The organism is Elusimicrobium sp. An273 (genome assembly GCF_002159705.1).
GTDB lineage: Bacteria > Elusimicrobiota > Elusimicrobia > Elusimicrobiales > Elusimicrobiaceae > Avelusimicrobium > Avelusimicrobium gallicola.
Window position 1 is genome coordinate 247,213 of the sequence record NZ_NFJD01000003.1, and the last position, 19,489, is coordinate 266,701.

Sequence of the window (19,489 nt, forward strand, 5' to 3'; positions counted from 1 at the left end):
CTCTTTAAAAGCATTCTAACAAAAATTTAGAAAAAGAAAAGACTTTCCCTAAAAAGAGATTCCCAACACGCAACAGGAAAAGTATTGTAAAATGAGTGCAAGCGACAGGAGAACTGGAATGAAAGAAAAAATTATTTGTGTTTCCACCCCTTCGGGCCGGACGTATTACCGGGCGATTCCGCTGGCAAAAGAATTTTTGGATAAAGAACAAAACATCGTCAACACAACGGGCGAACTTCCTGACGGAGAAATTACAGAATTCAACGTTTCCTCCGCCACCATTAAAAACCTGCTGGGCGGAAAGCTCAACGGCAAATTTGAAGTCATTAACCTGACCAACAACACCGTTACCTACAGCGAACAATACGAAAACGGAAAGTTAGTAAGCATTACAGAACGCAATTTAAACACGCCGACGGATGTACAAACCAAGAAAGAAAAAGCCGTCCGCAATTACCCGGGAACCGTATTAAAAAGCAGTAAAAACACCAACTCCTTTTATTGCAACGGACAGGAAGTGGCGGAAGAAACCCTTGCTTCCAACGGCGCCACCCTGGAAATTTTGGGACAAATTCCCGACGGAGAAGTAAAAGAATTTAACGATAACGGCCTGGTCAAAACGGAAGCGCATTACAAAGGCAATAAATTAAACGGCACCGTTAAGCGCTACTCCGACAGCGGGGTTCTTCTGTCGCAGGAAGAATATGTAAACGGTATTTTGCAGGGGACGGCGGAGTATTTTAATCCCACTAAAAATGATATGCTCCACGCCCAGTGCACCTATAAAAATTCGTTTTTGGAAGGACGCCGCACCGTTACGCAAAAGGACGGCACCCTGCGCCAAGAAGAAACGTATAAACACGGCCGTTTAAACGGCAAACGCATTTCGTACTATCCAAACGGCTGCAAAGAAATCGAAGAAAATTATGAAGACGGAAAACGCCAGGGAGAACGGCTGCTGTATTTTCCTACCGGATCTTTATGGTACCGGGAGAATTACAACAACGGCCGTTTGGACGGCGAACGCTTTGGCTATTTTGCAAGCGGCAAAACCCGCTTGGAAGAATTCTATACCGAAGGCCTCTTGGAAGGGCGCCGCTGCATTTATGCAGAAAACGGCGAACTTCTCTCTGCGGAAGAATACCATTGGGGCTCTTTGGTGCATAATACGGACAGGACAACCAAATGAAGACCACACGCTTTTGCCCTGCTAAGGTAAATTTATTTTTAGAAGTCACCGGCAAACGCCCGGACGGATACCACGAATTGGCCACGCTGTTTGCCAAAATAAATTTTGGCGATACGCTGGTGCTGGAAGCGGAACCGGCCGAGCAAACCGAAATTTCGTTACAATTAACCGGCCCCGTCGGCCCGATGCTCCGGGCGGATGAAAGCAATCTGGCCTGCCGGGCGGCGAAGGCTTTTTTGGATTATTTCCACCTTCGGGCAAAAATCAACATGCAGCTTGAAAAACATACCCCCACCGGCGCCGGCTTGGGCGGAGGATCCTCGGATGCGGCGGGCGTGTTGCTGGCGCTGTGCGAGTTATTTAAAAAAGATAAAAATCTGTTGCTCAACACCGCTGCCAAACTGGGGGCGGATGTGCCGGTATTTATGTATGAAGAAACTTTCCTAAAAGGGGAAGGCATCGGCGAAAAATTAACGCCGGTTCCCGCCCCGGGGCCGCTTCCGTGGCTGGTACTGGTATATCCCAACACGGTCGTCCCCACCAAGGGAGTATTTGCCCGGTTAAAACTTCCTTCTCAAGAAGAAATCTTGACAAACCGCTCTAATTTAGATAAATTAATTACAGATATAAGATGTGCTTATCCGCTGGCCGGATGGAAACATTTGTTGTTCAACCGGCTGGAGGATTGCGTTGTTCCTTTTACAAACTCTGTACGAAATGTGCTGCGCGATTTGAGAAAAACAAATACAGATGCAGTTTTAATGTCCGGTTCCGGCTCCACGGTTTTTGCTTTAGTTGAAACTGAAAAGGATGCAAAAGATTTGGTAAATAAATTACAAAACGAGGAACGGATAGTTTTCTCTACGACATTTCATAGGAGCTTAAAGGATGAAAATAACGGAAATAAGGATACATCTTATGGGGGAGGATCGCCTAAAAGCGTTCGCCAGTGTAACGTTTGACGATTCCTTCGTAGTTCGCAATATGAAAGTTGTGGAAGGGACGAAAGGCGTGTTTCTCTGTATGCCTTCCCGAAAATTGCCCGACGGTACCCATAAAGATATGGTTCACCCAATTAATCAGGAATTTCGGGAATACTTGGAGCAAAATGTTTTGAAAGCCTACGAGGAAGAATTAAAAAAGAATCCTGAAGGCATCCAGAAAACAAGCGGCGATTCCAACTATAACTTAAACGCCGCAGAAAGCGGCCAAGACGCACAATAAGGGTTCAGCACAGATTTTCCGTTATTCATCTTGCTTTAGCTGTGATGAAACAATTTACTTCCGGATGGTGAAATGGTATCACTACTGGTTTTGGTCCAGTCATTCTAGGTTCGAGTCCTAGTCCGGAAACCATATAGAGGGCCTGCAAAGGCCCTCTTTTTTATGTCTAAAAATATAAAAAAGGCGTTTTCTCGTCAGAAAAGAATTATCGCGGTAAACGCGACAAGCGCGATAATAGACAGTAGCCGTGTCAGCAAAATGTCAGCATAACTAACACTCCCAGCTAAACTTTTCCCGCATTTTAAATTCTTCTTTTTTGCCTTTGTTCCAGCTCTGCACCGGGCGCAGATAGCCAACCACACGGCTGTACACCTCGCAGGGGGTGCCGTGGCACGCAGTTTGTTCGGATTTTAACTTATTGATTTTCGCTTTGATTTCTTCTTTGGTCATAAATTCCCCCAGCCTACCTAATTTTGGAAGCTAATTCGTTAGCTTCCATTTTTGGGCCGATTTTTGGAAGCTAATTATCAATTTTTAGAAAATTGATAATTGTAGAAATAATCGCCACTTAATTTCTATTTTAAGGTGCAAAATAAAAATATCCTACATGTCAGTTACCGATATTTTCTCGGCAGCTTCTGCACGCCACGCGACACGGAAGGCCATATTTTTTACAGATAGCCTCGCTCAAATAGCGGTCAAATTCTGCCTGCGGGCACCTCAAAAGTACACCCCCACCAACACACCCAGCCGCCCGCGGCCGCCATATAGGCCGACCGTGGTATTTTTAAGAAAGCCCGTCAAATCGTCCAGCCGGCGGTCCACAAACAAATATCCTTCCAAATCCGTATCCAGCCCCACGCCGGCGCCGTATCTGTCAAAGTACACCAAACGCGCGCCCAGGCCGGCTTTTAACTCCTTGCCCAACAACCCCTGCACAGCCGGCCGAAAAGTAAAACCGGCGCGCTTTACGCTGATTTCCGTAGGCCCGTCCGTGGGTTGCACCACTTCCGCGTGGCCTTCCGGTGGCAGATACCTCACTTCTGTTTTAACACTCCCGTCCGGCTGCCTTACCGTGGCTGTCAGCTTATTATCCTTAACCACAACCCGAGCGGCCTGGCTGTCCGAAAGCGTGCCGGACTGGGCCGCCAGTTTGTCTATCTGCCGCCCGCGCCACCAGTTTGAAAACAAAAGCCCCGCTATTACGAGCAGGGCTGTAATTCTAATTAACTTTTTCACTGTCTACGCCCAACGCTTTTTCGGCGCGTTTAATAATCGCCGTTTTCAAGCCATCGTAGCCAATTTGCGAAAGAGCCAACACACCCAGCCCGAAAAGCACAGCCATTTGCGGCGTGTGCGCCGTCGCGTCCGCCCCATATACGGCCAAAAATCCGCATCCAATGGAAGCCACCAGCACAACCACAGACCACACCCAGCCGGGAACGGTCAAAAACTTTTCTACCAAGTTCTTAACCCATTCAATAAGCCCCACAACGGCTACCGCCGCGAGGCAGAGTAAGACATATATGTTCATTTTTTCGCTCCTTTTTATTTATTATTTACATCCTTGCAAATAGTGACTATTTTTGCCAAAATATCTTAACAAGGAGTTGATATGACCCCAAAATCCACCACGAGAGAACTAACCGTTCAAAACATTACTTTCCGCAATATATCCGGAGAAAAAGGTTCGGAATATATTTGTATTTCGGATATTGCTAAAAAATTTACTACAAATTCTCAAGGAATTGATGTCCTTATTCATTCTTGGCTCCGAAATAAAAACACCATAGAATTTCTCGGAGTATGGGAAAGTATTAACAACATTAATTTTAATCCCCACGAATTCGAGGGGATTAAAAATGAGTCGGGAGTAAACCGGTTTAATATTAGCGTTAAACAGTGGGTTGAACGAACTAATGCCATTGGAATTTACGCCAAAACCGGACGCTACGGAAGTGGCACTTTTGCCCACTATGACATTGCTCTAGAATTTGCCAGTTGGCTCAGCCCCGAATTAAAACTTTATATCATCAAGGAATTTCAACGATTAAAATACATTGAAGCAGAAAGAGCAAAAGTAGAATGGCAAACAGGTCGTTTCCTTGCTAAAGTAAACTATCGCCTTCAAACGGATGCAATTAAAAACCATATTCTTCCATTAATTAATGTTCCCAAATGGAAAGAAGGATTCGAATATGCAAAAGAAGCCGATGTTGTAAATATGGCAATGTTTGGTAAAACTGCTGCAGACTGGAGACGAGAAAATAAAAATCGCAAAAAAACAGAAAACATTCGCGATTATGCTTCTGCTATCGAGTTAGCTATTATCAGCAATTTAGAACATAAAAACGCTGAGCTAATAAAACAGGGGCTTTCCCAGTTTGAACGCTTACGATTATTAACCGAACAAGCCAATGAAGAAAAGAGGATTCTTAACAAGAACCTTCCCGAACAAGGAATGTTTGAATTACCTGATCAAACGAAAATCAGCTAATTATTTCTGTTTCTTCTCTTCTTAATTTTCAAAGAACAATTCCCCGGCCATGTGCCGGGGTTTTTATTTACCACTCGCCGGTTTCCATAATTTTGGAAAGTTCCACCGCGCGGCCCTTTACTTGAAACGCCCACTTGCTGTCCAGCATTTCCTTGGCCGCACGCTTATAATCGCCCGCTTCCACGGCCGCTAACATCTTTTTAAAACCTACCAGCCCCAAAAGGCCCAGGTTATAGCACATCTCAATAAGCACGCCCAGGCGCGCATCATCCATTTTGGGCCACCAAATGAAAGCATTTTTAACCTGCTTTTCCGCAATTTCCAAATCTTGCTTGAGAAGTAGTTCGGCCACCTCTTTGGAAATCCCCCTGGCGTCCAAATTATGCCCATATCCAATCGTCAGCGCGCCGGCCGAACACCGGTAAGGTCTGTGGGAAAGTCCCTCATTTTTGCGAATCCTTGCCGCCAATTTTTCGTAATCCATATTAGTCCCTCCGGTTGTAATGCAGTTCGCTGATGCGCTTATGTGCGTTGGCACAACTGTCTTCTAGGCGCGCGACACGCTCCTGGAGCGTGTTATATTTGTCCTGTTTGGCTTCCAGGCGGGCGATGTCCTTGCGGATGGCCCGCAGCTCGCTCCACATTCCGCCAGCGGCAAACACAAGGGCAGCGATTTTCCACGCGGCATTAAAAAAGTCCGGCGTCATTGGTCGGCCTCCCGAAGCGGCGCGGCTAAAGCCTCTATTTCCTTTGCTTTGGCCTTTACATACTCGCTAGCCCCAGAGCCTTCCGCAAGCACCAGTTCCCTCACCGCACGAGTAAGGCCCGTTTGCGCTTCTTTGGTTCGCACCTGTTCTTCGGCCGTAGGAACTGCTGGTTCAGGATTAGCCATAATTACATAATCTTCGCCCTGCTTTTCAATGTGCGCTCCGTTTTTATTGCACCAAATAGCGGCTTGCGTATAATTTTCTTTATCTACAATTTGTCCGATTTCAAATTCCATATTTAAGCTCCTTGCCCACAGGCGTACCATTTAAAACCTGTTACAAAATTTGCATAGTTGTACAATGTAACACTTGTTGTTGTCGGATTGGATATATTCATTAAGTATATTGGAGAAGTTGTTACATTGTTCGTTATATAAATATGTTTAAAGAAATAATTCGTGCTGGCAAATGGTTTAATGAATGTGTGTACATAGGTTTGATAATCTTGTGCAACGGCAGAAACATATCCCCCCTGTTCAACCCAGCCGCTTTTGTATACGCGGTACCAGTTACCTGAGTCGTCAGAATAACTATCAATGATATAGTCTTTTACTAAAGTTTGTCCAGAAATCAAATTCCGCACCCAGTTTGCAGTCGCTACTTCATTTCCGTTTGCATCGGGGGAAGGCACTGATGCGGAAACAGAAGCATCTGTTATAGTTAAAGACTTTAACCAAGTTCCAGCAGAATTTTTTGTTCCAATAACAAGACTTTCGTTGCTTCTTCTGATGAACCCCAAATAATCAGGATAATCAGGGTGTATAAAACGAAGTTCATTTCCTACTGCATTAATTTGAAGTATCCCAGCAATAGTGTCTCCAGCTTTTTTGACGTACGTATCTGGATTAATAGCCGTGGCGCTTTGCGCGGCATCTTGAGCATATTTTTTGGCAGAATATTCCCCACTTGCAACTGGCCCATCTGTTTTAATAGCCCAATCTTTTGCTAATTGAGCCGCGTCTGCACCGGCCTGCTCAACTAGAGATACGGTTCTTTCTCCTGCCGCCTGTACCTCGAATATTTGCGTCATACCAGTGTTTTCCACCAACGTTTTTTGAGCTTCTCCTGCAGCATTGACTGCTTGTACTTGAGTGGCTCCAGTAGAATTTATAGAACTCGTTTGTTCCTGTCCAGCTGCTTCAATTTTGGCCACTTCTTCCGCGCCGCTTTGCTGGGTAAGCGTTTTTAGGGCTTCCGGCAATTGAATCACGTCTTTCGTCGGCGTTAAACCGGCAAGGGTGATACACTCCTGTATTTCGTTCTTAATCTGGTTGTAGTCCGTCGCTTTAATGCGGCTAGGGCTATCGGGTATATATACTGCGTCCACTTTATCATCAATTTTCATAGGCTACTCCTTATAGTCCAACGGCGTCGGGAATTTGGTTTGGTATTCGTAAAAATTGCGCACCGGGGCATTGTTGTTGTTACTCACGTCGCGCAAAGTATATTTGATTTGCCGCTTTTGGAAATCGTAGTTTAATCCCGTAATTTTGCACGCGCGGTAAAATGTGTTCAGACCTTCATACTTCGTGTAATCGCTCGCTTCGGGGTTAATCGTCAGCGGCATTTCCCGCTTCAAATTGACGATGTCGCCCAATTCCAAGGCCAAGTTTAATTTACCTGTGCAGGTTATAATGTTCGGGAGCTCCGAATAGATAGCCAATAACTGCGGCCCTATGGCCTGCGCCAGCTCGGGGTTATCGTAGTTGATTAACTGCGGCTTATCTATCTCTTTTTCAATGACGCCGTATTTGTCCACGGGCGTAGGGCGCGTGCCCGTATTGGCGTAAAATTCAAGCGGCGCGGCGGCAAAGGTAAGCGTCAATTTTGTAGCCAGTTCGTTAAAATTGCGCGTTACCGTGTCAATTTTTACCAGTTCCAGTTCGTCTAAAACCGCGACGGGCTGCGTGCTCGTTTGGCGCGGGCGGAAGAAAAATACATTGTTTCGGTCTATGCCAAACTCGTATCCTGTTATAAGGGCCAGGTCTTGGATAACTTCCAACACGGTTTGTCCTTCAAGGTTGATGAAGTCAATGACCATACCCGTTGCATATTTGAACACTATTAAATTTGAAATATTAAAACTTGCTGGCGGAGGCGAGCTGATTTTTAACGCGAAATATAAATAATTTTCAGAGCGACCTATGTCGCTTCCGATATCAAAATTTCCCGCCGAAGTAAAATTTTGTCCGTCGGAAGATATAAAAACTTCATTTTGATATTGCCCGCCTTCGCCCTCTAGTGTCGCAGATACCGCCCCCCAGTATCCGCCCTCATCTCCCAATTCCAAAACATTGGAAATTATTGACGGCGTGCTTAAATCGGGGCTGACGGCGTTTCCGTTACTGTCCAACATTCGCCAAACCTGGCCTAAATTGCTTATTCTTTGGTTTCGCGAGCCATACATAACTTCGCGGTCAACGTTAAAATTTGCATTGTTAAACTGAGCTACCTGTTTCCCGCCGAAAAACACTGTAATTTGATTGTTAATTTTGCGAATTTTGACGGCTATTTCTAAATAAGAAACTGGCGAATAAACGTCCGTCCTATAACTGTAACTTAAATTCGCATTCACGGCCCTTCCAACTCCTATATAAAGCCCTCTAGGAGCCTGGTTATCCACGCGCACGGCGGCGATAACAATACCGTTATTTATCCCGTGAAGCCAATTAGACGTGCCGGAGCCGACGGCGTAGGAACCGTTAAAACCAGATGTGGCACCGCTCAAGTCATCAATCCGTAAAGTGAATTCTGTTTCCCAATTTGCAGAAAAAACGCTCCGGCGTGTGTAGGTATTTTCATCCCGAGCCGTAGTATTGGCCCAGGCGTTATCGCGGACATTCAGCCAGTTTGAGATATACTCTCCTTCGTCATTTTGATAGTATCCCAAGCCAAAGCGAACATCAGCCGATAAAGGCTGACGCACCAAAGAGTTCCAAATAACGTGTTGAATATCTCTTTTATCGTCGGGCCATTTTGAAACGTCTAAAAGTCCGCCCATAATTTCTTCAACGGTCAAATTCCGTCGCCAACAATAATAATCCGCTGTAATAGTTGCAGAATAAAATTCCTCATTGATTATTTCCACAAGGGCGGGTTTTAAATATTCGCCCAGCTGTGAAACCTCATAGTCCACACCTTCCACAAGTACGGAGCCGTTAGCATAAACAGCGTTAAAGCCGCCCACGCCCGTGTTGGCCGTGCGGTAAACGGGCCCCGCGTCGTCGTCTCTGTGGTCTAACGTCAATTTTTCGCCCGTGTACGGCGTGGAAAAATCCTTCGCTTCCACGTCGTCCAACAGTTCCAACGCCGAAACGACGGATATATCCTGCTGGTACTCTTCCGGCTTATGGTTAGGCAAAGAGCGGATAACACCGTAAAACAGCGGTGTCATATTGTTGGTATCGGTGCCCGCGTATAGCTCAATGCGCGAGCCATAAATTTGATATCCCTCGGGGAAATAACTTTTAGGCGTACCCTCTACAAAATGATTTTGCGGGTCGGATATCGTTAATGTTACATTGCTAGCCGTGTATTCGTTAATTTCGCCCACGTCCAATTTGGTGGAAAGCGTGCCGCATTTAATAACCTGCTCCGTAATGTCTATCGGCGTAGTTTCAGGCGCAAAAGTATTGGCCTGCGCGTCCCACTTATTGCGGTACAGCCAAACAATGGGATTTATCCCGCGCAAATCATTGCTTTTTAATTTTGCGGCCAACGCCGCCGGAAGTGTAATCATAATTCTTCAAGCTCCAAATCCAGCGCATACAGGCCCGTTTTTCTGTCCAGTGAGAAAGAATATTCAGGGTCGGCGTAGCACTCGTATATACCGCCGATTTCATCATCGTAAAACGGGAGCATGGTCAGCTGGTTGCTCTCGTCCACGGCGGCGGTAATATCCTTAAATTGCGCCTCCGGCAAATTCTCCGTCTTTAACTTCGTCCTCAATTTGTCATAGTCGCCATAATACACGATATCGCCCGACACCAGCCGGTAGCTGCCCTGGTTGGTATCCTTTTTAAACGTCGCGTCCGTCAGCGCGAACAGGTCGCATATGTATCCAAACAGCATAAGCCGCCCAACGGTTACGGTGCCTGGGTTACCGTCCGCCGTTATGCTTATCTTCAAAGATGAAGTAGTAACCGCCTGCTGGGCCTTGAGCATAAAGGTATTATCGGTATTGCCGGACACGGTAAAAAGCGTATTGTAATTGCCCGTGCTGTCGGCGGCGGATATGGTAGCGTTGACCAGCGTAGTATCCTGCAATATCAGCGTATCTACTTTGCGGTTGGTAATATTGCCCCAGCGGTCTGTAAAGAAGAAAGTCAGTTCGTAAGGGAAACTTTGGATATTGATATTGGATAACTGCCCCGACAGGTCCGTCCCGCTCCCGTTTGAAATCATTTTGCCGTAGTCTTGTGTTAAAAAAATGAAAGGCCGCTTAATCATACCGTAAGACCCCCTTGCGCGTTACCCGCCTTAACGGCCACGTTGGCGTAGCGTAACGCTTCCGTTACGCCGTTTTGCGTAGCCTCGGTCAGCTGCTCCAAAAACGGCTGTAATCCACCGGAAGCATTGATATTGACATTTACCACCACAGAGCCGCCCAGGCCGTCGCTTTCTTCTGCAATGGCCCCTCCGATACGACGCATAGCCTGCGTGTTGTCCAAAGGCAGTACTGCTTCGTCGCTGCCGCCTTCGCCAATAACCGCGTTTACGCCGCCCGTAACGGCGCGCACAAGGCCGCCATTGGCTAATTTAACCGCTTCAATTTGTTGCACCAGAGCCGCGCCCTGCGCCAATACGGTAGCCACTGCGGCCAGGTTGGCGGGGAATGGAAGTTCTAACGCTTTTGCCGCGCCCGTAAACATGGACATTGTGGCCTGCGCAATGCTGGCTACTTTGCCGATAGTCGCTACTTTTTTATTTTCGGAAGAGGCAAGGCCGGAGAGGGCCGACCACATCGTACCGTAGACCTGTTGCCGCGCTTTGGCCTGCTTTTTGTCGTTCTCAAGTTTTTGCTGGTTATACTGCGCTTCCAAATTGCGCAGAGCTTCCTGTTTTAATGTTTCGTCAGAAATTTCCTGCTCAATGTAAGATAATTTGAGTTCGCGCAGCTCTTCCAGCCGTTCCGCTTCCGCGTCATATTGTGCGACGGCATCCGCCGCGCCGCCCAGGTCGCTGTCTCCGCCTGCGAATATTTCTGCGCCCGTTGGGCCAGGCTCGCTGTTATCGGCGTTTCTGTTCCATCCCTTTAAATCCTTTGAAGAAGAAAGCCCTAAATTGTCTAAAATTTTTTGCTGACGTTCCAATTCATTAGTAACTTCGCCCTGCGCCGACGCTTCGCCCTGCGCCTGATGTTTCTTTTGGCGCGCGGCGTTTATTTGTTGGGCCTGGATTTCCAACTGTTTATTTTGTTCTTCAGTAATTTTCTGCTCTGCGGGCCAAATTTCGGTAATTCCCCGCCGCATTCTGTTTAGCGTTGCCGTTTGCTGTTCCGCGTTGTCCGCAGCCTGCGAAATCCATTCTTCCGCGCTCTTCACGGCCTCTGCTACACCGTCGGGGATAAGGTGCAATTTGTTACCGATTTCCACGATTTTGCCAAACGCTTTTAAGGCCACATCGGCAAAATTTAATATAACGGCCCGCGCTCCGGCGGTACCTGCTTGAATAATTCCCAAAAACCAGTCGTAAGAATTGCCGCCGGCCACAAACGCCTTTTGCAGCCACAACATAGCCTCCGTCAGCCATTCCACGGCAGGGGCAAGGCCTTCGTTTAAGCCCTGACCGATTACTTCTTTAAAGCCGCCCCAGGCTTCGCGCAACGCGCCCATTTTGGCCGTAGTATCTCCTATAGCGGCCTGTGCCGACGGGCCAAATTGCTCATTAATTTGTTTTACCGCCGCTTCAAATTCCTGCCCTTCTTTTACATTCTCGCCCAATACAACGCCGTATCGCGTTAATGTAGCCGTACTTCCGGCGGCGGCGCGGGTAAGCAATTGCAAAGCGCTTTCAAACGCTATTCCTTGGTTGGCCGATAACGCAAACGCGGCGCGTATAGCCTCTTGCGCCTGCGCGCCCACCACTCCGTAGTTAGCCAATGCGCGCTGTCCCTTTATAAACAGTTCTCCGTCCAGGCCCGTAGAGCGTTCCATTTCGTCGGCAAACGCCAACGCCTGCTGCATAGCCCCGCTGGCTGTATAGCCCACATTTTGAAAGGCCGCCGCCAACATATTAACGTTGCGCGCATGCTCTTGGTATTCGCTTACGCTGGAAGAAAAGAACTCAATAATTCCTTTAGCCGCCATAAATGCAGCCGCAACCCGAGCAATGCTTGACTGTAAAAGGTTGAACGCGTTGCTCCCTTCTTTGCCGGCACTTACGCTAGCCTTGCCTACTTTTTCGGCTTTTTTAGCAACGCCTTCCATTCCTTTTTGAGCTGCTATATCGCCTTTATTGTCATAAATGGAAAAAATACTAATTATTGTTTTTTGTTCTTCTGACATTGAAAAAATCCTTACTATCAATTACAATATAGATATGACACTAAACGACATATTTAAAGCTAATTATGGTAAAGACTGGGGACAATCCTCTTTTATGGAAAAAATAGAGGCGCTTGTTTTTGGAGGTCTTTTAATCCATTTTTTAGCTGGGATTCTCTCTTTTAAGTCTTAGTTTCTACTCATATCTGTTCCCTTGTTTACCTTTAACTTAATGCCCATTTGCTTAAACGCATTTAACGGCGTTTGCGGCGTTAAATGTTTTGTCTTTATTCCCGCGTGTTTAATCGCTTCCGCTTCGGCTTTCTGCGCTTTTACGTACTCCAAAACATAAGCGTTTATTTGCGTAAGTGTTAAATCATCTATTCTTTTCCCAAAAAATTCGTTTATGATTTTGGCGATGAAGCCAAAACCTGCGTTGCTTTTGGTATTGACTGCACCGCCGTCGTAAAATTTGAAACTATTCGCTCCATATCATTGACGGCCCAAACGGCCAAAATCAAATCTGCAAATTCCGTCAGCGTGATATCATCGGCGTTTATATCTTTTGCGTTTGGCACGCAAAAGGCCAACACTTGCGGCAAATTGGCAAGCAAAAGACGGTTAAACGCGGGCAAATCGGCGGTGGCCAGCTTAATCAAATCCGGCATTTTGCCGAAAATGTTTATCAGTTCCAACGCTTTAGATAATTTGAAGGCTTCTATCACTACCGGCTGGCCGCCGATAGTGATAGTCGCTTTCTTTCGATTTATCGCGTCTGTAATATCCAATTCCTTTTTGCTTTTTTTGAATGTGAACATTAGGCCGCCTCGGGGTAAGTGTCCGTAATCTGCAAAAAGTTTGCATTTCCGTCCTCGGTCGGGCAGTTGATAATAACGCCCTCAAGGTTTGCCGTCTGCGCATCGGTGCGGGAGAAGGCCAGTTCCGTAGTGCCGCCCAGCGCAATTTTGGGGAAGTAGATTTCCCGCACGGCCTTTTCGCCTTCGTCGTTTACCGGCCCGTCGGTTTCCAGCCATACCTGGTAGTAGCGTTCCTGCGCCAGCGTAGCCTGTCCATTTTCGCCAAACTCAACGCCCAGCCCAATAGCCAGATTTTCCAAAGACATGCTGGCCAGCGGAGCCGCAAAGTTATAATTTACGGCGGTGGCAATGCGGCGGACGGGGATTAGCGACTGGTCTACCATTACGTCCGCGTATTCAAACGCGGCGGTAAGGGTGACATTCCCGTTAGTAAAGCCAACGTCCCGCGCGGCGGTTTTCTCTGCGCCCAATGGCGCAATGAGCATTTTTTTAATGCCCGAAAGAACAATGTTCTGACATTCTTTGCTAGGTGTTCCTGCCATTTTTTCGCTCCTTTTTGCGCTTTTTTAGGCGCATTTTGTGAAATAAAAATCAAACGAAACTACTTTTTCCTGCGCCTGCTCGGTGTCAAGCGGGAAATGATTAGACACACTGCCCATTACCGCGTGCGCCTCGTGTATAATAATCCCGCTTTTTGCCAAATCGGCGCAAAAGAATGTATCGTACTGCTGGAGTATATCGTATATGCGATTTCGCACGTCCTGCGCGCTCTTTATCGTTTTTGCGTATATGTTAAAAGTCAAATTTTGCGTATACGCCCACGGCTCATTAATCGGGCTGGTCGGCTCGTCCGCGCTCATAACGACGGCGGGCAGGGTTTTAACCTGCGCCATATCGGGGTATATGCGCGTGCTTACCAACGCCGCCAGTGCGCTGTCCGCTTTTAACACTTTAAGCACGATATTCTCAATCATTTGCCGCTACCGCCCGATAAAGGTTTAAAATATTCCCAAAATTTTTTATTTATTTTTTCGGGGTTATAATCGTTTTTTACCGCCCATAAAAACGGGCGTATCCCGTCGTTGTTGCGGCCTTCTAAATACTTCGCATACTCCACCGACGAGGCACCGGCTCCGCTTCCCACTTCGCTAAAAACGCGCCGGCCTTGAGCCAAAATCTTATAGCCGATACTGTCGCGCAAGCGCAATGTATGCGCATAGGGCAAAGAGCCGGCGGGGCTGTTTTGATAGTTCTTATCCTTCGGGCTCCGGCCCGCGCGGAAAGAAAGCCCGCGTTTTAATTTGGAGGCAGCATCTGCGGCTACCTTGCTATGCGCTTTCGTCATAGCTAAAACCGCGTTACGCTCTTCCTCTTGCAACTTGCGGACCAGTTCGTTAAGTCCTTTAACAGTCAATTTAATCATCCAACGCTACCCGCTCCAAGTCTAAACGTAAATATCTTTTGCGCCCGCCCATATCTTTCACTTCGCTGATGCGAAACTTCGCTCCGCGTACTTCCACGATATGCACCGTTTTTAAAATTTCAAAATCCGGCGGGAATAAATAGAGCCTGTCCGTATTGCTTCCCGTTACCAGCCGCCCGCTTCTGTCTAATGCGCCGGAGCCATTTTGAAAGGCACAGGGCACGTTTTCCGCCGCAAGTTCCTGCGTAAAAATCTGCTCGCCCGTTTCTTCGTCCACGCTTTCCACGCGGGCGTATATGTTGCAGGTATCGTTAAGCAAAGAGCCAAAACTCATAAACGCACCTTATCCAATATAGACGCAATGCCTTCGGGCAAGCCGCGCACCAGAGCCGCCTTTGTGTACGAATAATCGGATAAGTGCTCCGAAGAATATCCGCCCATAGCGTAAGGGTCTGCGTAAAGCCAGCCCAAAAGCCCTTGTGCCGCGCTTTTTAACAGCGCGGGGGCTTGCGTATAGTCATCGTATAAACCCGCGTTATAACTGATTTTAAGCGCGGCAATTTGCCCCGCAGGGCGCGGCATAACACCAGGCACAAACAAACTGCCCGCCAATATCTGCACGGTTTCTTTGCCGATTGAATACTTTATATCCGCCGCCGCCTGATAACTGCCGTCGCTTTGCAAAACTTTAATTTCTTTGACAGAATTTATCGGCGCGTATTGCGGGGAAATAATACTGATTTTTTTGTACGGCAACGTTACCGCTTCGTCGGCGATGTCGCGCTTAATGAAGGTAACGTTTAAATACGCTTCCATCAGTTCCTGCACGGCCCCTATCTGCGCCGCGGCCTGCGCGTCGTCCTTCGCTTTGGTAATTTCTTTTACCGTTTCCAAATCAAGTATGTATTCCCCCGCCATAAAAGCCCCTTATTTTTTATCAGCCTTGCGGATAGTTTTTTCTTTTACATCGTCTACAGGGACGATATACTTTTCAAACGCTTTCGCGTCAACGTCTTTAAACACGACGATGGCTCCGGCCTTGTAAGGGCCTACCGCCTCTTTGAATTTGTATTTTTTCAGTTCAAAATTTTTAGTCATAATTTTTTTCCTTTTAGGTGGGCGGAGCGGTTAAACTCCGCCCTTGCCTATGAAACACGATTAGGCGCCCACAGCGGCAGGCACGGTGGCTTTCGCCCAGACGGAGCCGACGACAGAGATATCGGCACGCATTTCAAAGCGGAAAGCCTGTTTGTTCTCCTGGAACAGGTGATGCGTGGTCTGGGACGGGCTTTCACCTTCCACAACGGTAGCCACGTCGCTGTAGCGGATAGCAAACTCGTTTTTCGGCGAGAAGATGACGTTTTTCAAATCGCCGAACACGGCACCGCGCGCACCGATAAGGTCGCTGTCCAGGGCCACGACTTCACTGCCGTCCACGCGCATTTTGCCTTCTTCGTAATAGAGCCAGGCAGGCGCATTAATGCGGGCCATGGAGGCCAGTTCGTTGTAAAGCGCATTGTCAAGGTAGAACTTGCCGCTGCGCTGCACGAACACGGGCACGGCCTGCTTCAGCAGGAGCAAGTCGGTAATGCCGGTCACGCTCGGGGACTGCACACCAGACGCGCCTAAAATACCGTCGCGGTCGTCGCCGTCGCCGTTAAAGAGCCAGTCATTAAGCGTATCAATAAGGCCGGCGCGGGCCTGTTCGGCAAACAGCGCGGGCAGGTCAATGGTCGTGTCGTCCATTAGTTCATCGGTAACGACGACGATGCAGGACAGCTTGGCCAGCTTCTGCGTGATTTCGCCAAACGTCGGATTGCTCACGGGTTTAGCCGCGCCTTCGCCAACAAAGGCCCAGGTAGAGCGGGCTACCAGGTTGGGGATAGTGCGGCTGTCGCCTTCAATACCCCAGGGCAAGCGGCGCGCCTGCGCAATCAGGTCGTCATTGGTGCCCAGTAAATCCAACACTTCGGGCAAAAAGCCCGTCGGCACCAAATAAGAGCCGGTAACGGCTCCGGCCTGCAACGCGGCTTTGACATTGCCAAAGCGCGCGGCTTTCACGTCGGTCAGAAAGTCGCGGAAACCTTTTCTTTTTTCTTCAAAGGTTTTTACCTGCGCTTTCGGTGTGAAATTAACCGCGTGCGCGTTTTTGGCGGCGGTCAGTTCATCGGACAGTTTAGCGGATTTCGCTTCCGCTTCCTGCGCTCTCTTCTCCGCCTCTTTGGCGCGCGCATCGGCTTCTGCGGCCTTCGCGCTGGCTTCTTCAGCGGCTTGCAGGACGGTGTCCAATTTTTCGGTCAAAGATTTCAGCCCGTTCTCTTCGGGCGAAACCTGTGCGGTTTTTTCTTTATCCATTCTTCGCTCCTTGCCCAAAATCGGGCTGTTTTGATTTTGCTTCAAATTTGCTTATTTTCTGTTTCATTTCAAATACGGCCAATTTTCCAAACGCCGAGCGCAAGTCCATACGCGCCGCGCTTTTCGCAGGCTCTGCGGGCGTTTTAGGCGCAAATACGGCATAGGTATCCGCCGGAACAGCCACCAGAGAGATTTCAAAGATTTTAGCCAGCGTCAAATGCGACGGATTTTGCAAATCTTCATAGAGCCAAACACCGCCGATAGATACGGTCTTTAAATGGCCTTCTTTGATTAATTGACGCGCGTGTTTAATTATCGGTAGGTCGCTGTTGGAGATTTCGGCTTCAAAGTAAAGCCCTTTTTCATCTTCAAAAATATTGGTAACCGAGCCGACCATGTGCGAAACATCATGATCGTGGTCCATAAGCAATACGGGATTGCGGCGGTATTCTTCCAGTTCGTAGACGTAGGAGCGGTTATACTCCGTCGGTATATCGCCGTATCTGTCGGCGATGTGTTTGTTGTTGGCGTAGCCGCTTATGCGTAATACGCCGTCGGTTTCCAGCTCCTTAAAGTCGGTTAATACAAACTCTTTCTTCCCTTCGTATTTTTTTATGTCCATTTTTTAATCCTCTACCACCGGCGCAATGTCGCACAGGCAATTAATATCCTGGTCTGCCGTACCAAACTGCCCAGGGGCTTCTGTTTCCTGCCCCGTTGCCGGATTTTTAAATTTTTCATTGATACCTACTATTTGCCCGTCCATTTCCAAATGCCCCTCGTGGTGGTCAATAACGCCCATTGTGGTAATCCACTCTTTGCCGGTTACAAACGGCGTGGTGCGGTATGCCTCCAGCTGCGCTTCCGAAATCGTAGCGCGCGTTTCGGTTTGGGTAATTATCCCCACGCGGTCATATATGCTGACGTGCCGCACGCTGTCGCCCGCAGGCTCTGCTATCAAATCGGCGGGCTCATATCCTTCTTCGGCGAAGAATTGCAAAATAACATTGTTAATATCGCGGTTGCTTTTGCCATTGGCAATACCCGTTTTGACGATTTTATCCAGCCGCTCCCACGTCGTACGCTCTATGCTGTCGGCCCACTTGAAAGCGTACTGTTGGGCCCATTGGGCCACGCGGTCGTAGGTATCTTTTTTGCTTAAAAACCGATAGTCTTTTTCGGGGTCCAGCAACTGCAAATAGTCCTGTTCAAACAATATTCCGGCTTTGTAAATTTCGCTTAACGCGGGCACCTTCAAAGCTAACAGTGCATTGCGCTGGGCGGTCATACCTCCCAGAGCCTCATCGTAATTAAATGTTTTATCTTCATTGGCCTTAATCCAGGCGCGCACCTGTTCGGCCTGCGTATTGAAATGGTCGGTAATGCTCTTGCGCATTACCTCGCTTTGTTCTTCAATCAGCCGCAAGCGGGCTTTTTTATGAAACCTTCTTTGCGCAGAATTGGGCCGCAGAGCGCGTTTTGCCGCGCGGGATACACCTTTATACCCCTGCGGTAATTTGCCCGCGCTAAAGCCGCCAAAAGCGTTTAATATCGGGTCTGGGGCTTCGTCCCCGCCTGGCAAGTCGCTAAAAGGCAAATCCAAGGCGCGCTTGACTTCGTTAATAGGCCATATCGTGGTTAGCTGTGCGGCGGCGGCGGCCAATACAGACCAGTCTTTCTCAAGGGCTTTTACTTTGGAAAAATCGTAGTCTAAATAAACATCTTCGTTTTTGTAAAAATCGCCGACCAAATTTTCGTTAAACGCGTCGGAGAACAGGCGCGCCATCGGCATGACGGTAGTTTCGTAAAATATTTTTTGCTGTTCTTTTGTGTTAAACTGCGGTGCGTATTCAAATAAACCCACCAGCGCGGGCGGCACGCCCATGGCGGAATAAATTTGCTGCATGGAAAACTTTTGCCCTTCGGCGTACTCCATATCCTTGTGGCTGGTCTTGTGGCTTTCGTATTTGCCGCCGCGACCTAAAATAGCCGTGCGGTGCGCTTTATCCGCTCCCTGGTGCCGGTCATTAAAAAACGCCAAAATTTCCGCCTGCTGCTGGGCCGACAGATTGACATTATCGGGGAAGGTAACTACCCCGCCCACGCTGGCTCCGTTTTTAAAAAACGCCAAATTAAACGTCTTGGCGGCCTGTATGGTTTTTGCGTCCAAGGTGCACAGCGCGGCTCGGCTTCTGCCTTCAAACAACGTATCCGCTACCCCTTCATAGACGTGCATCATATCTTCTGCGGGCACGTTATAGGAGCCGCTGGTGGTGGACACCTGATAGCGGGCCGGATAACCTGTATGGCTATCGTAAATAATTTCCACCGACGGGGCGGGGATAGGGATTAAGCGCGTGGGTTGACCGCTGTTGTTGCGCGCGTCTTTCAAAATATACACGTCGCCGTAAACTAAAAACTGCGCGCTTACGATTTGTTTAAACAAATTTTCGGTAAGGAACGGCGCGGGCTGATACAATAAATCCAAAAGCGGATTTACACCCTTGCGCTCGTAGGGGATTTCCTCCCCGTCGGCAGAGTGCAGGCGGATTTCCCCGTTGCAAAACGCCGTAGATATGGCGCGGATATTGGCTTCCAAAAAGCTATTGCGCAAACGCTCATCGTCGTATGCCGTGCCGGATACAGTAACCCAGCCGGAGGGGGAAACATCGCCGTTAATGCCTAATAATTTTCTTCCAAAGCGTTGCAGTTTTTCTTTTATCTTCATCAT

25 protein-coding genes are annotated in these 19,489 nt (G+C 48.1%); 5 read left to right on the forward strand and 20 right to left on the reverse strand.

The window, feature by feature from the left end; genetic code table 11:
• The first annotated feature begins 118 nt into the window (after window positions 1-118).
• Genes B5F75_RS05435 through B5F75_RS05445 form a run of 3 tightly spaced genes read left to right on the forward strand, consistent with a single transcriptional unit; the run spans window position 119 to window position 2,413 of the window.
• A complete protein-coding gene (locus B5F75_RS05435) occupies window positions 119-1,189 on the forward strand; it encodes a toxin-antitoxin system YwqK family antitoxin (protein ID WP_087288746.1) in 1,071 nt (356 codons plus the stop codon).
• A complete protein-coding gene (gene ispE / locus B5F75_RS05440) occupies window positions 1,186-2,151 on the forward strand; it encodes a 4-(cytidine 5'-diphospho)-2-C-methyl-D-erythritol kinase (protein ID WP_087288748.1) in 966 nt (321 codons plus the stop codon). The genes B5F75_RS05435 and ispE overlap by 4 nt, the downstream gene beginning before the upstream one ends.
• Window positions 2,108-2,413: a SpoVG family protein gene (locus tag B5F75_RS05445; RefSeq protein WP_239406351.1), complete on the forward strand. Its 306-nt coding sequence runs from the start codon at window positions 2,108-2,110 to the stop codon at window positions 2,411-2,413. Before ispE ends, B5F75_RS05445 begins: the two co-directional genes overlap by 44 nt.
• 270 nt (window positions 2,414-2,683) lie before the next feature.
• Here the strand turns inward: B5F75_RS05445 and nrdD are convergent, their stop codons facing one another.
• The 3 genes from nrdD to B5F75_RS05465 all read right to left on the reverse strand — a co-directional run bounded on the left by nrdD (window position 2,684) and on the right by B5F75_RS05465 (window position 3,947).
• Window positions 2,684-2,863, reverse strand: coding sequence for an anaerobic ribonucleoside-triphosphate reductase (nrdD, locus tag B5F75_RS05455; protein WP_087288752.1), 180 nt, complete (start codon window positions 2,861-2,863; stop codon window positions 2,684-2,686).
• A 270-nt stretch (window positions 2,864-3,133) separates the two neighbouring features.
• Window positions 3,134-3,652 (reverse strand): hypothetical protein, encoded by a 519-nt coding sequence (locus B5F75_RS05460; RefSeq protein WP_087288754.1) that lies wholly within the window; start codon window positions 3,650-3,652, stop codon window positions 3,134-3,136.
• Complete coding sequence (locus B5F75_RS05465) at window positions 3,636-3,947, reverse strand: hypothetical protein (RefSeq protein ID WP_087288756.1); 312 nt, start codon at window positions 3,945-3,947, stop codon at window positions 3,636-3,638. Before B5F75_RS05465 ends, B5F75_RS05460 begins: the two co-directional genes overlap by 17 nt.
• An 81-nt stretch (window positions 3,948-4,028) precedes the next feature.
• Here B5F75_RS05465 and B5F75_RS05470 point away from each other — a divergent pair, with 81 nt between their 5' ends.
• Complete coding sequence (locus tag B5F75_RS05470) at window positions 4,029-4,910, forward strand: KilA-N domain-containing protein (RefSeq protein WP_087288759.1); 882 nt, start codon at window positions 4,029-4,031, stop codon at window positions 4,908-4,910.
• Between the two features lie 67 nt (window positions 4,911-4,977).
• On the opposite strand, the gene B5F75_RS05475 is transcribed toward B5F75_RS05470, so the two are convergent.
• The 7 genes from B5F75_RS05475 to B5F75_RS05505 are packed head-to-tail and all read right to left on the reverse strand — an operon-like array spanning window position 4,978 to window position 11,985.
• Window positions 4,978-5,394: a glycoside hydrolase family protein gene (locus tag B5F75_RS05475; protein ID WP_087288762.1), complete on the reverse strand. Its 417-nt coding sequence runs from the start codon at window positions 5,392-5,394 to the stop codon at window positions 4,978-4,980.
• A 1-nt stretch (window position 5,395) separates the two neighbouring features.
• Complete coding sequence (locus tag B5F75_RS05480) at window positions 5,396-5,617, reverse strand: hypothetical protein (protein WP_087288764.1); 222 nt, start codon at window positions 5,615-5,617, stop codon at window positions 5,396-5,398.
• Window positions 5,614-5,913 (reverse strand): hypothetical protein, encoded by a 300-nt coding sequence (locus B5F75_RS05485; protein WP_087288766.1) that lies wholly within the window; start codon window positions 5,911-5,913, stop codon window positions 5,614-5,616. Before B5F75_RS05485 ends, B5F75_RS05480 begins: the two co-directional genes overlap by 4 nt.
• 2 nt (window positions 5,914-5,915) lie before the next feature.
• Window positions 5,916-7,022, reverse strand: a complete 1,107-nt coding sequence (locus tag B5F75_RS05490; protein WP_087288768.1) for a hypothetical protein — start codon at window positions 7,020-7,022, stop codon at window positions 5,916-5,918.
• Window positions 7,023-7,025: 3 nt separating this feature from the next.
• Window positions 7,026-9,416, reverse strand: a complete 2,391-nt coding sequence (locus B5F75_RS05495) for a hypothetical protein (protein ID WP_087288770.1) — start codon at window positions 9,414-9,416, stop codon at window positions 7,026-7,028.
• Entirely contained in the window at window positions 9,413-10,126 is a 714-nt protein-coding gene (locus B5F75_RS05500; RefSeq protein ID WP_087288772.1) for a hypothetical protein, read from the reverse strand. The genes B5F75_RS05495 and B5F75_RS05500 overlap by 4 nt, the downstream gene beginning before the upstream one ends.
• Window positions 10,123-11,985 (reverse strand): hypothetical protein, encoded by a 1,863-nt coding sequence (locus B5F75_RS05505; protein WP_143351262.1) that lies wholly within the window; start codon window positions 11,983-11,985, stop codon window positions 10,123-10,125. Before B5F75_RS05505 ends, B5F75_RS05500 begins: the two co-directional genes overlap by 4 nt.
• Window positions 11,986-12,217: 232 nt before the next feature.
• Here B5F75_RS05505 and B5F75_RS07375 point away from each other — a divergent pair, with 232 nt between their 5' ends.
• Window positions 12,218-12,355, forward strand: coding sequence for a hypothetical protein (locus B5F75_RS07375; protein ID WP_158093786.1), 138 nt, complete (start codon window positions 12,218-12,220; stop codon window positions 12,353-12,355).
• Window positions 12,356-12,566: 211 nt separating this feature from the next.
• Here the strand turns inward: B5F75_RS07375 and B5F75_RS05510 are convergent, their stop codons facing one another.
• The 10 genes from B5F75_RS05510 to B5F75_RS05550 form a co-directional block, all read right to left on the reverse strand.
• Window positions 12,567-12,980 (reverse strand): hypothetical protein, encoded by a 414-nt coding sequence (locus B5F75_RS05510; RefSeq protein ID WP_087288776.1) that lies wholly within the window; start codon window positions 12,978-12,980, stop codon window positions 12,567-12,569.
• Complete coding sequence (locus B5F75_RS05515; protein WP_087288777.1) at window positions 12,980-13,522, reverse strand: hypothetical protein; 543 nt, start codon at window positions 13,520-13,522, stop codon at window positions 12,980-12,982. Before B5F75_RS05515 ends, B5F75_RS05510 begins: the two co-directional genes overlap by 1 nt.
• Window positions 13,523-13,546: 24 nt before the next feature.
• A complete protein-coding gene (locus tag B5F75_RS05520) occupies window positions 13,547-13,954 on the reverse strand; it encodes a gp17 family tail completion protein (RefSeq protein ID WP_087288779.1) in 408 nt (135 codons plus the stop codon).
• Window positions 13,951-14,325 carry a hypothetical protein gene (locus B5F75_RS05525; protein ID WP_143351263.1) on the reverse strand — a complete coding sequence of 125 codons (375 nt, stop codon included), beginning with the start codon at window positions 14,323-14,325 and terminating at the stop codon, window positions 13,951-13,953. Before B5F75_RS05525 ends, B5F75_RS05520 begins: the two co-directional genes overlap by 4 nt.
• Before the next feature lie 70 nt (window positions 14,326-14,395).
• Window positions 14,396-14,737: a hypothetical protein gene (locus tag B5F75_RS05530; RefSeq protein ID WP_087288783.1), complete on the reverse strand. Its 342-nt coding sequence runs from the start codon at window positions 14,735-14,737 to the stop codon at window positions 14,396-14,398.
• Window positions 14,734-15,321, reverse strand: coding sequence for a hypothetical protein (locus B5F75_RS05535; protein ID WP_087288785.1), 588 nt, complete (start codon window positions 15,319-15,321; stop codon window positions 14,734-14,736). The genes B5F75_RS05530 and B5F75_RS05535 overlap by 4 nt, the downstream gene beginning before the upstream one ends.
• A 9-nt stretch (window positions 15,322-15,330) precedes the next feature.
• On the reverse strand, window positions 15,331-15,501 hold the full coding sequence (locus B5F75_RS07380) for a hypothetical protein (protein WP_158093787.1): 171 nt from the start codon (window positions 15,499-15,501) through the stop codon (window positions 15,331-15,333).
• 60 nt (window positions 15,502-15,561) lie between these two features.
• The gene (locus B5F75_RS05540; RefSeq protein WP_087288787.1) at window positions 15,562-16,758 is read right to left on the reverse strand and encodes a phage major capsid protein; all 1,197 of its coding nucleotides are present in this window, start codon (window positions 16,756-16,758) and stop codon (window positions 15,562-15,564) included.
• Complete coding sequence (locus B5F75_RS05545) at window positions 16,751-17,380, reverse strand: HK97 family phage prohead protease (RefSeq protein ID WP_087288789.1); 630 nt, start codon at window positions 17,378-17,380, stop codon at window positions 16,751-16,753. Before B5F75_RS05545 ends, B5F75_RS05540 begins: the two co-directional genes overlap by 8 nt.
• 3 nt (window positions 17,381-17,383) lie before the next feature.
• Window positions 17,384-19,489, reverse strand: a complete 2,106-nt coding sequence (locus tag B5F75_RS05550) for a phage portal protein (RefSeq protein WP_087288791.1) — start codon at window positions 19,487-19,489, stop codon at window positions 17,384-17,386.

Coding starts and splice junctions, on each gene's coding strand:
- B5F75_RS05530 (WP_087288783.1), bottom strand. CDS start 14,737: ATGAGTTTTGGCTCTTTGCTTAACGATACCTGCAACATATACGCCCGC.
- B5F75_RS05500 (WP_087288772.1), bottom strand. CDS start 10,126: ATGATTAAGCGGCCTTTCATTTTTTTAACACAAGACTACGGCAAAATG.
- B5F75_RS05480 (WP_087288764.1), bottom strand. CDS start 5,617: ATGACGCCGGACTTTTTTAATGCCGCGTGGAAAATCGCTGCCCTTGTG.
- B5F75_RS05470 (WP_087288759.1), top strand. CDS start 4,029: ATGACCCCAAAATCCACCACGAGAGAACTAACCGTTCAAAACATTACT.
- B5F75_RS05550 (WP_087288791.1), bottom strand. CDS start 19,489: ATGATGAAGATAAAAGAAAAACTGCAACGCTTTGGAAGAAAATTATTA.
- B5F75_RS07380 (WP_158093787.1), bottom strand. CDS start 15,501: ATGACTAAAAATTTTGAACTGAAAAAATACAAATTCAAAGAGGCGGTA.
- B5F75_RS05505 (WP_143351262.1), bottom strand. CDS start 11,985: ATGGCGGCTAAAGGAATTATTGAGTTCTTTTCTTCCAGCGTAAGCGAA.
- B5F75_RS05535 (WP_087288785.1), bottom strand. CDS start 15,321: ATGGCGGGGGAATACATACTTGATTTGGAAACGGTAAAAGAAATTACC.
- B5F75_RS05475 (WP_087288762.1), bottom strand. CDS start 5,394: ATGGATTACGAAAAATTGGCGGCAAGGATTCGCAAAAATGAGGGACTT.
- B5F75_RS05435 (WP_087288746.1), top strand. CDS start 119: ATGAAAGAAAAAATTATTTGTGTTTCCACCCCTTCGGGCCGGACGTAT.
- nrdD (WP_087288752.1), bottom strand. CDS start 2,863: ATGACCAAAGAAGAAATCAAAGCGAAAATCAATAAGTTAAAATCCGAA.
- B5F75_RS05545 (WP_087288789.1), bottom strand. CDS start 17,380: ATGGACATAAAAAAATACGAAGGGAAGAAAGAGTTTGTATTAACCGAC.
- B5F75_RS05520 (WP_087288779.1), bottom strand. CDS start 13,954: ATGATTGAGAATATCGTGCTTAAAGTGTTAAAAGCGGACAGCGCACTG.
- B5F75_RS05525 (WP_143351263.1), bottom strand. CDS start 14,325: ATGACGAAAGCGCATAGCAAGGTAGCCGCAGATGCTGCCTCCAAATTA.
- B5F75_RS05495 (WP_087288770.1), bottom strand. CDS start 9,416: ATGATTACACTTCCGGCGGCGTTGGCCGCAAAATTAAAAAGCAATGAT.
- B5F75_RS05490 (WP_087288768.1), bottom strand. CDS start 7,022: ATGAAAATTGATGATAAAGTGGACGCAGTATATATACCCGATAGCCCT.
- B5F75_RS05540 (WP_087288787.1), bottom strand. CDS start 16,758: ATGGATAAAGAAAAAACCGCACAGGTTTCGCCCGAAGAGAACGGGCTG.
- B5F75_RS05485 (WP_087288766.1), bottom strand. CDS start 5,913: ATGGAATTTGAAATCGGACAAATTGTAGATAAAGAAAATTATACGCAA.
- B5F75_RS05515 (WP_087288777.1), bottom strand. CDS start 13,522: ATGGCAGGAACACCTAGCAAAGAATGTCAGAACATTGTTCTTTCGGGC.
- B5F75_RS05510 (WP_087288776.1), bottom strand. CDS start 12,980: ATGTTCACATTCAAAAAAAGCAAAAAGGAATTGGATATTACAGACGCG.
- B5F75_RS05445 (WP_239406351.1), top strand. CDS start 2,108: ATGGGGGAGGATCGCCTAAAAGCGTTCGCCAGTGTAACGTTTGACGAT.
- ispE (WP_087288748.1), top strand. CDS start 1,186: ATGAAGACCACACGCTTTTGCCCTGCTAAGGTAAATTTATTTTTAGAA.
- B5F75_RS07375 (WP_158093786.1), top strand. CDS start 12,218: ATGACACTAAACGACATATTTAAAGCTAATTATGGTAAAGACTGGGGA.
- B5F75_RS05465 (WP_087288756.1), bottom strand. CDS start 3,947: ATGAACATATATGTCTTACTCTGCCTCGCGGCGGTAGCCGTTGTGGGG.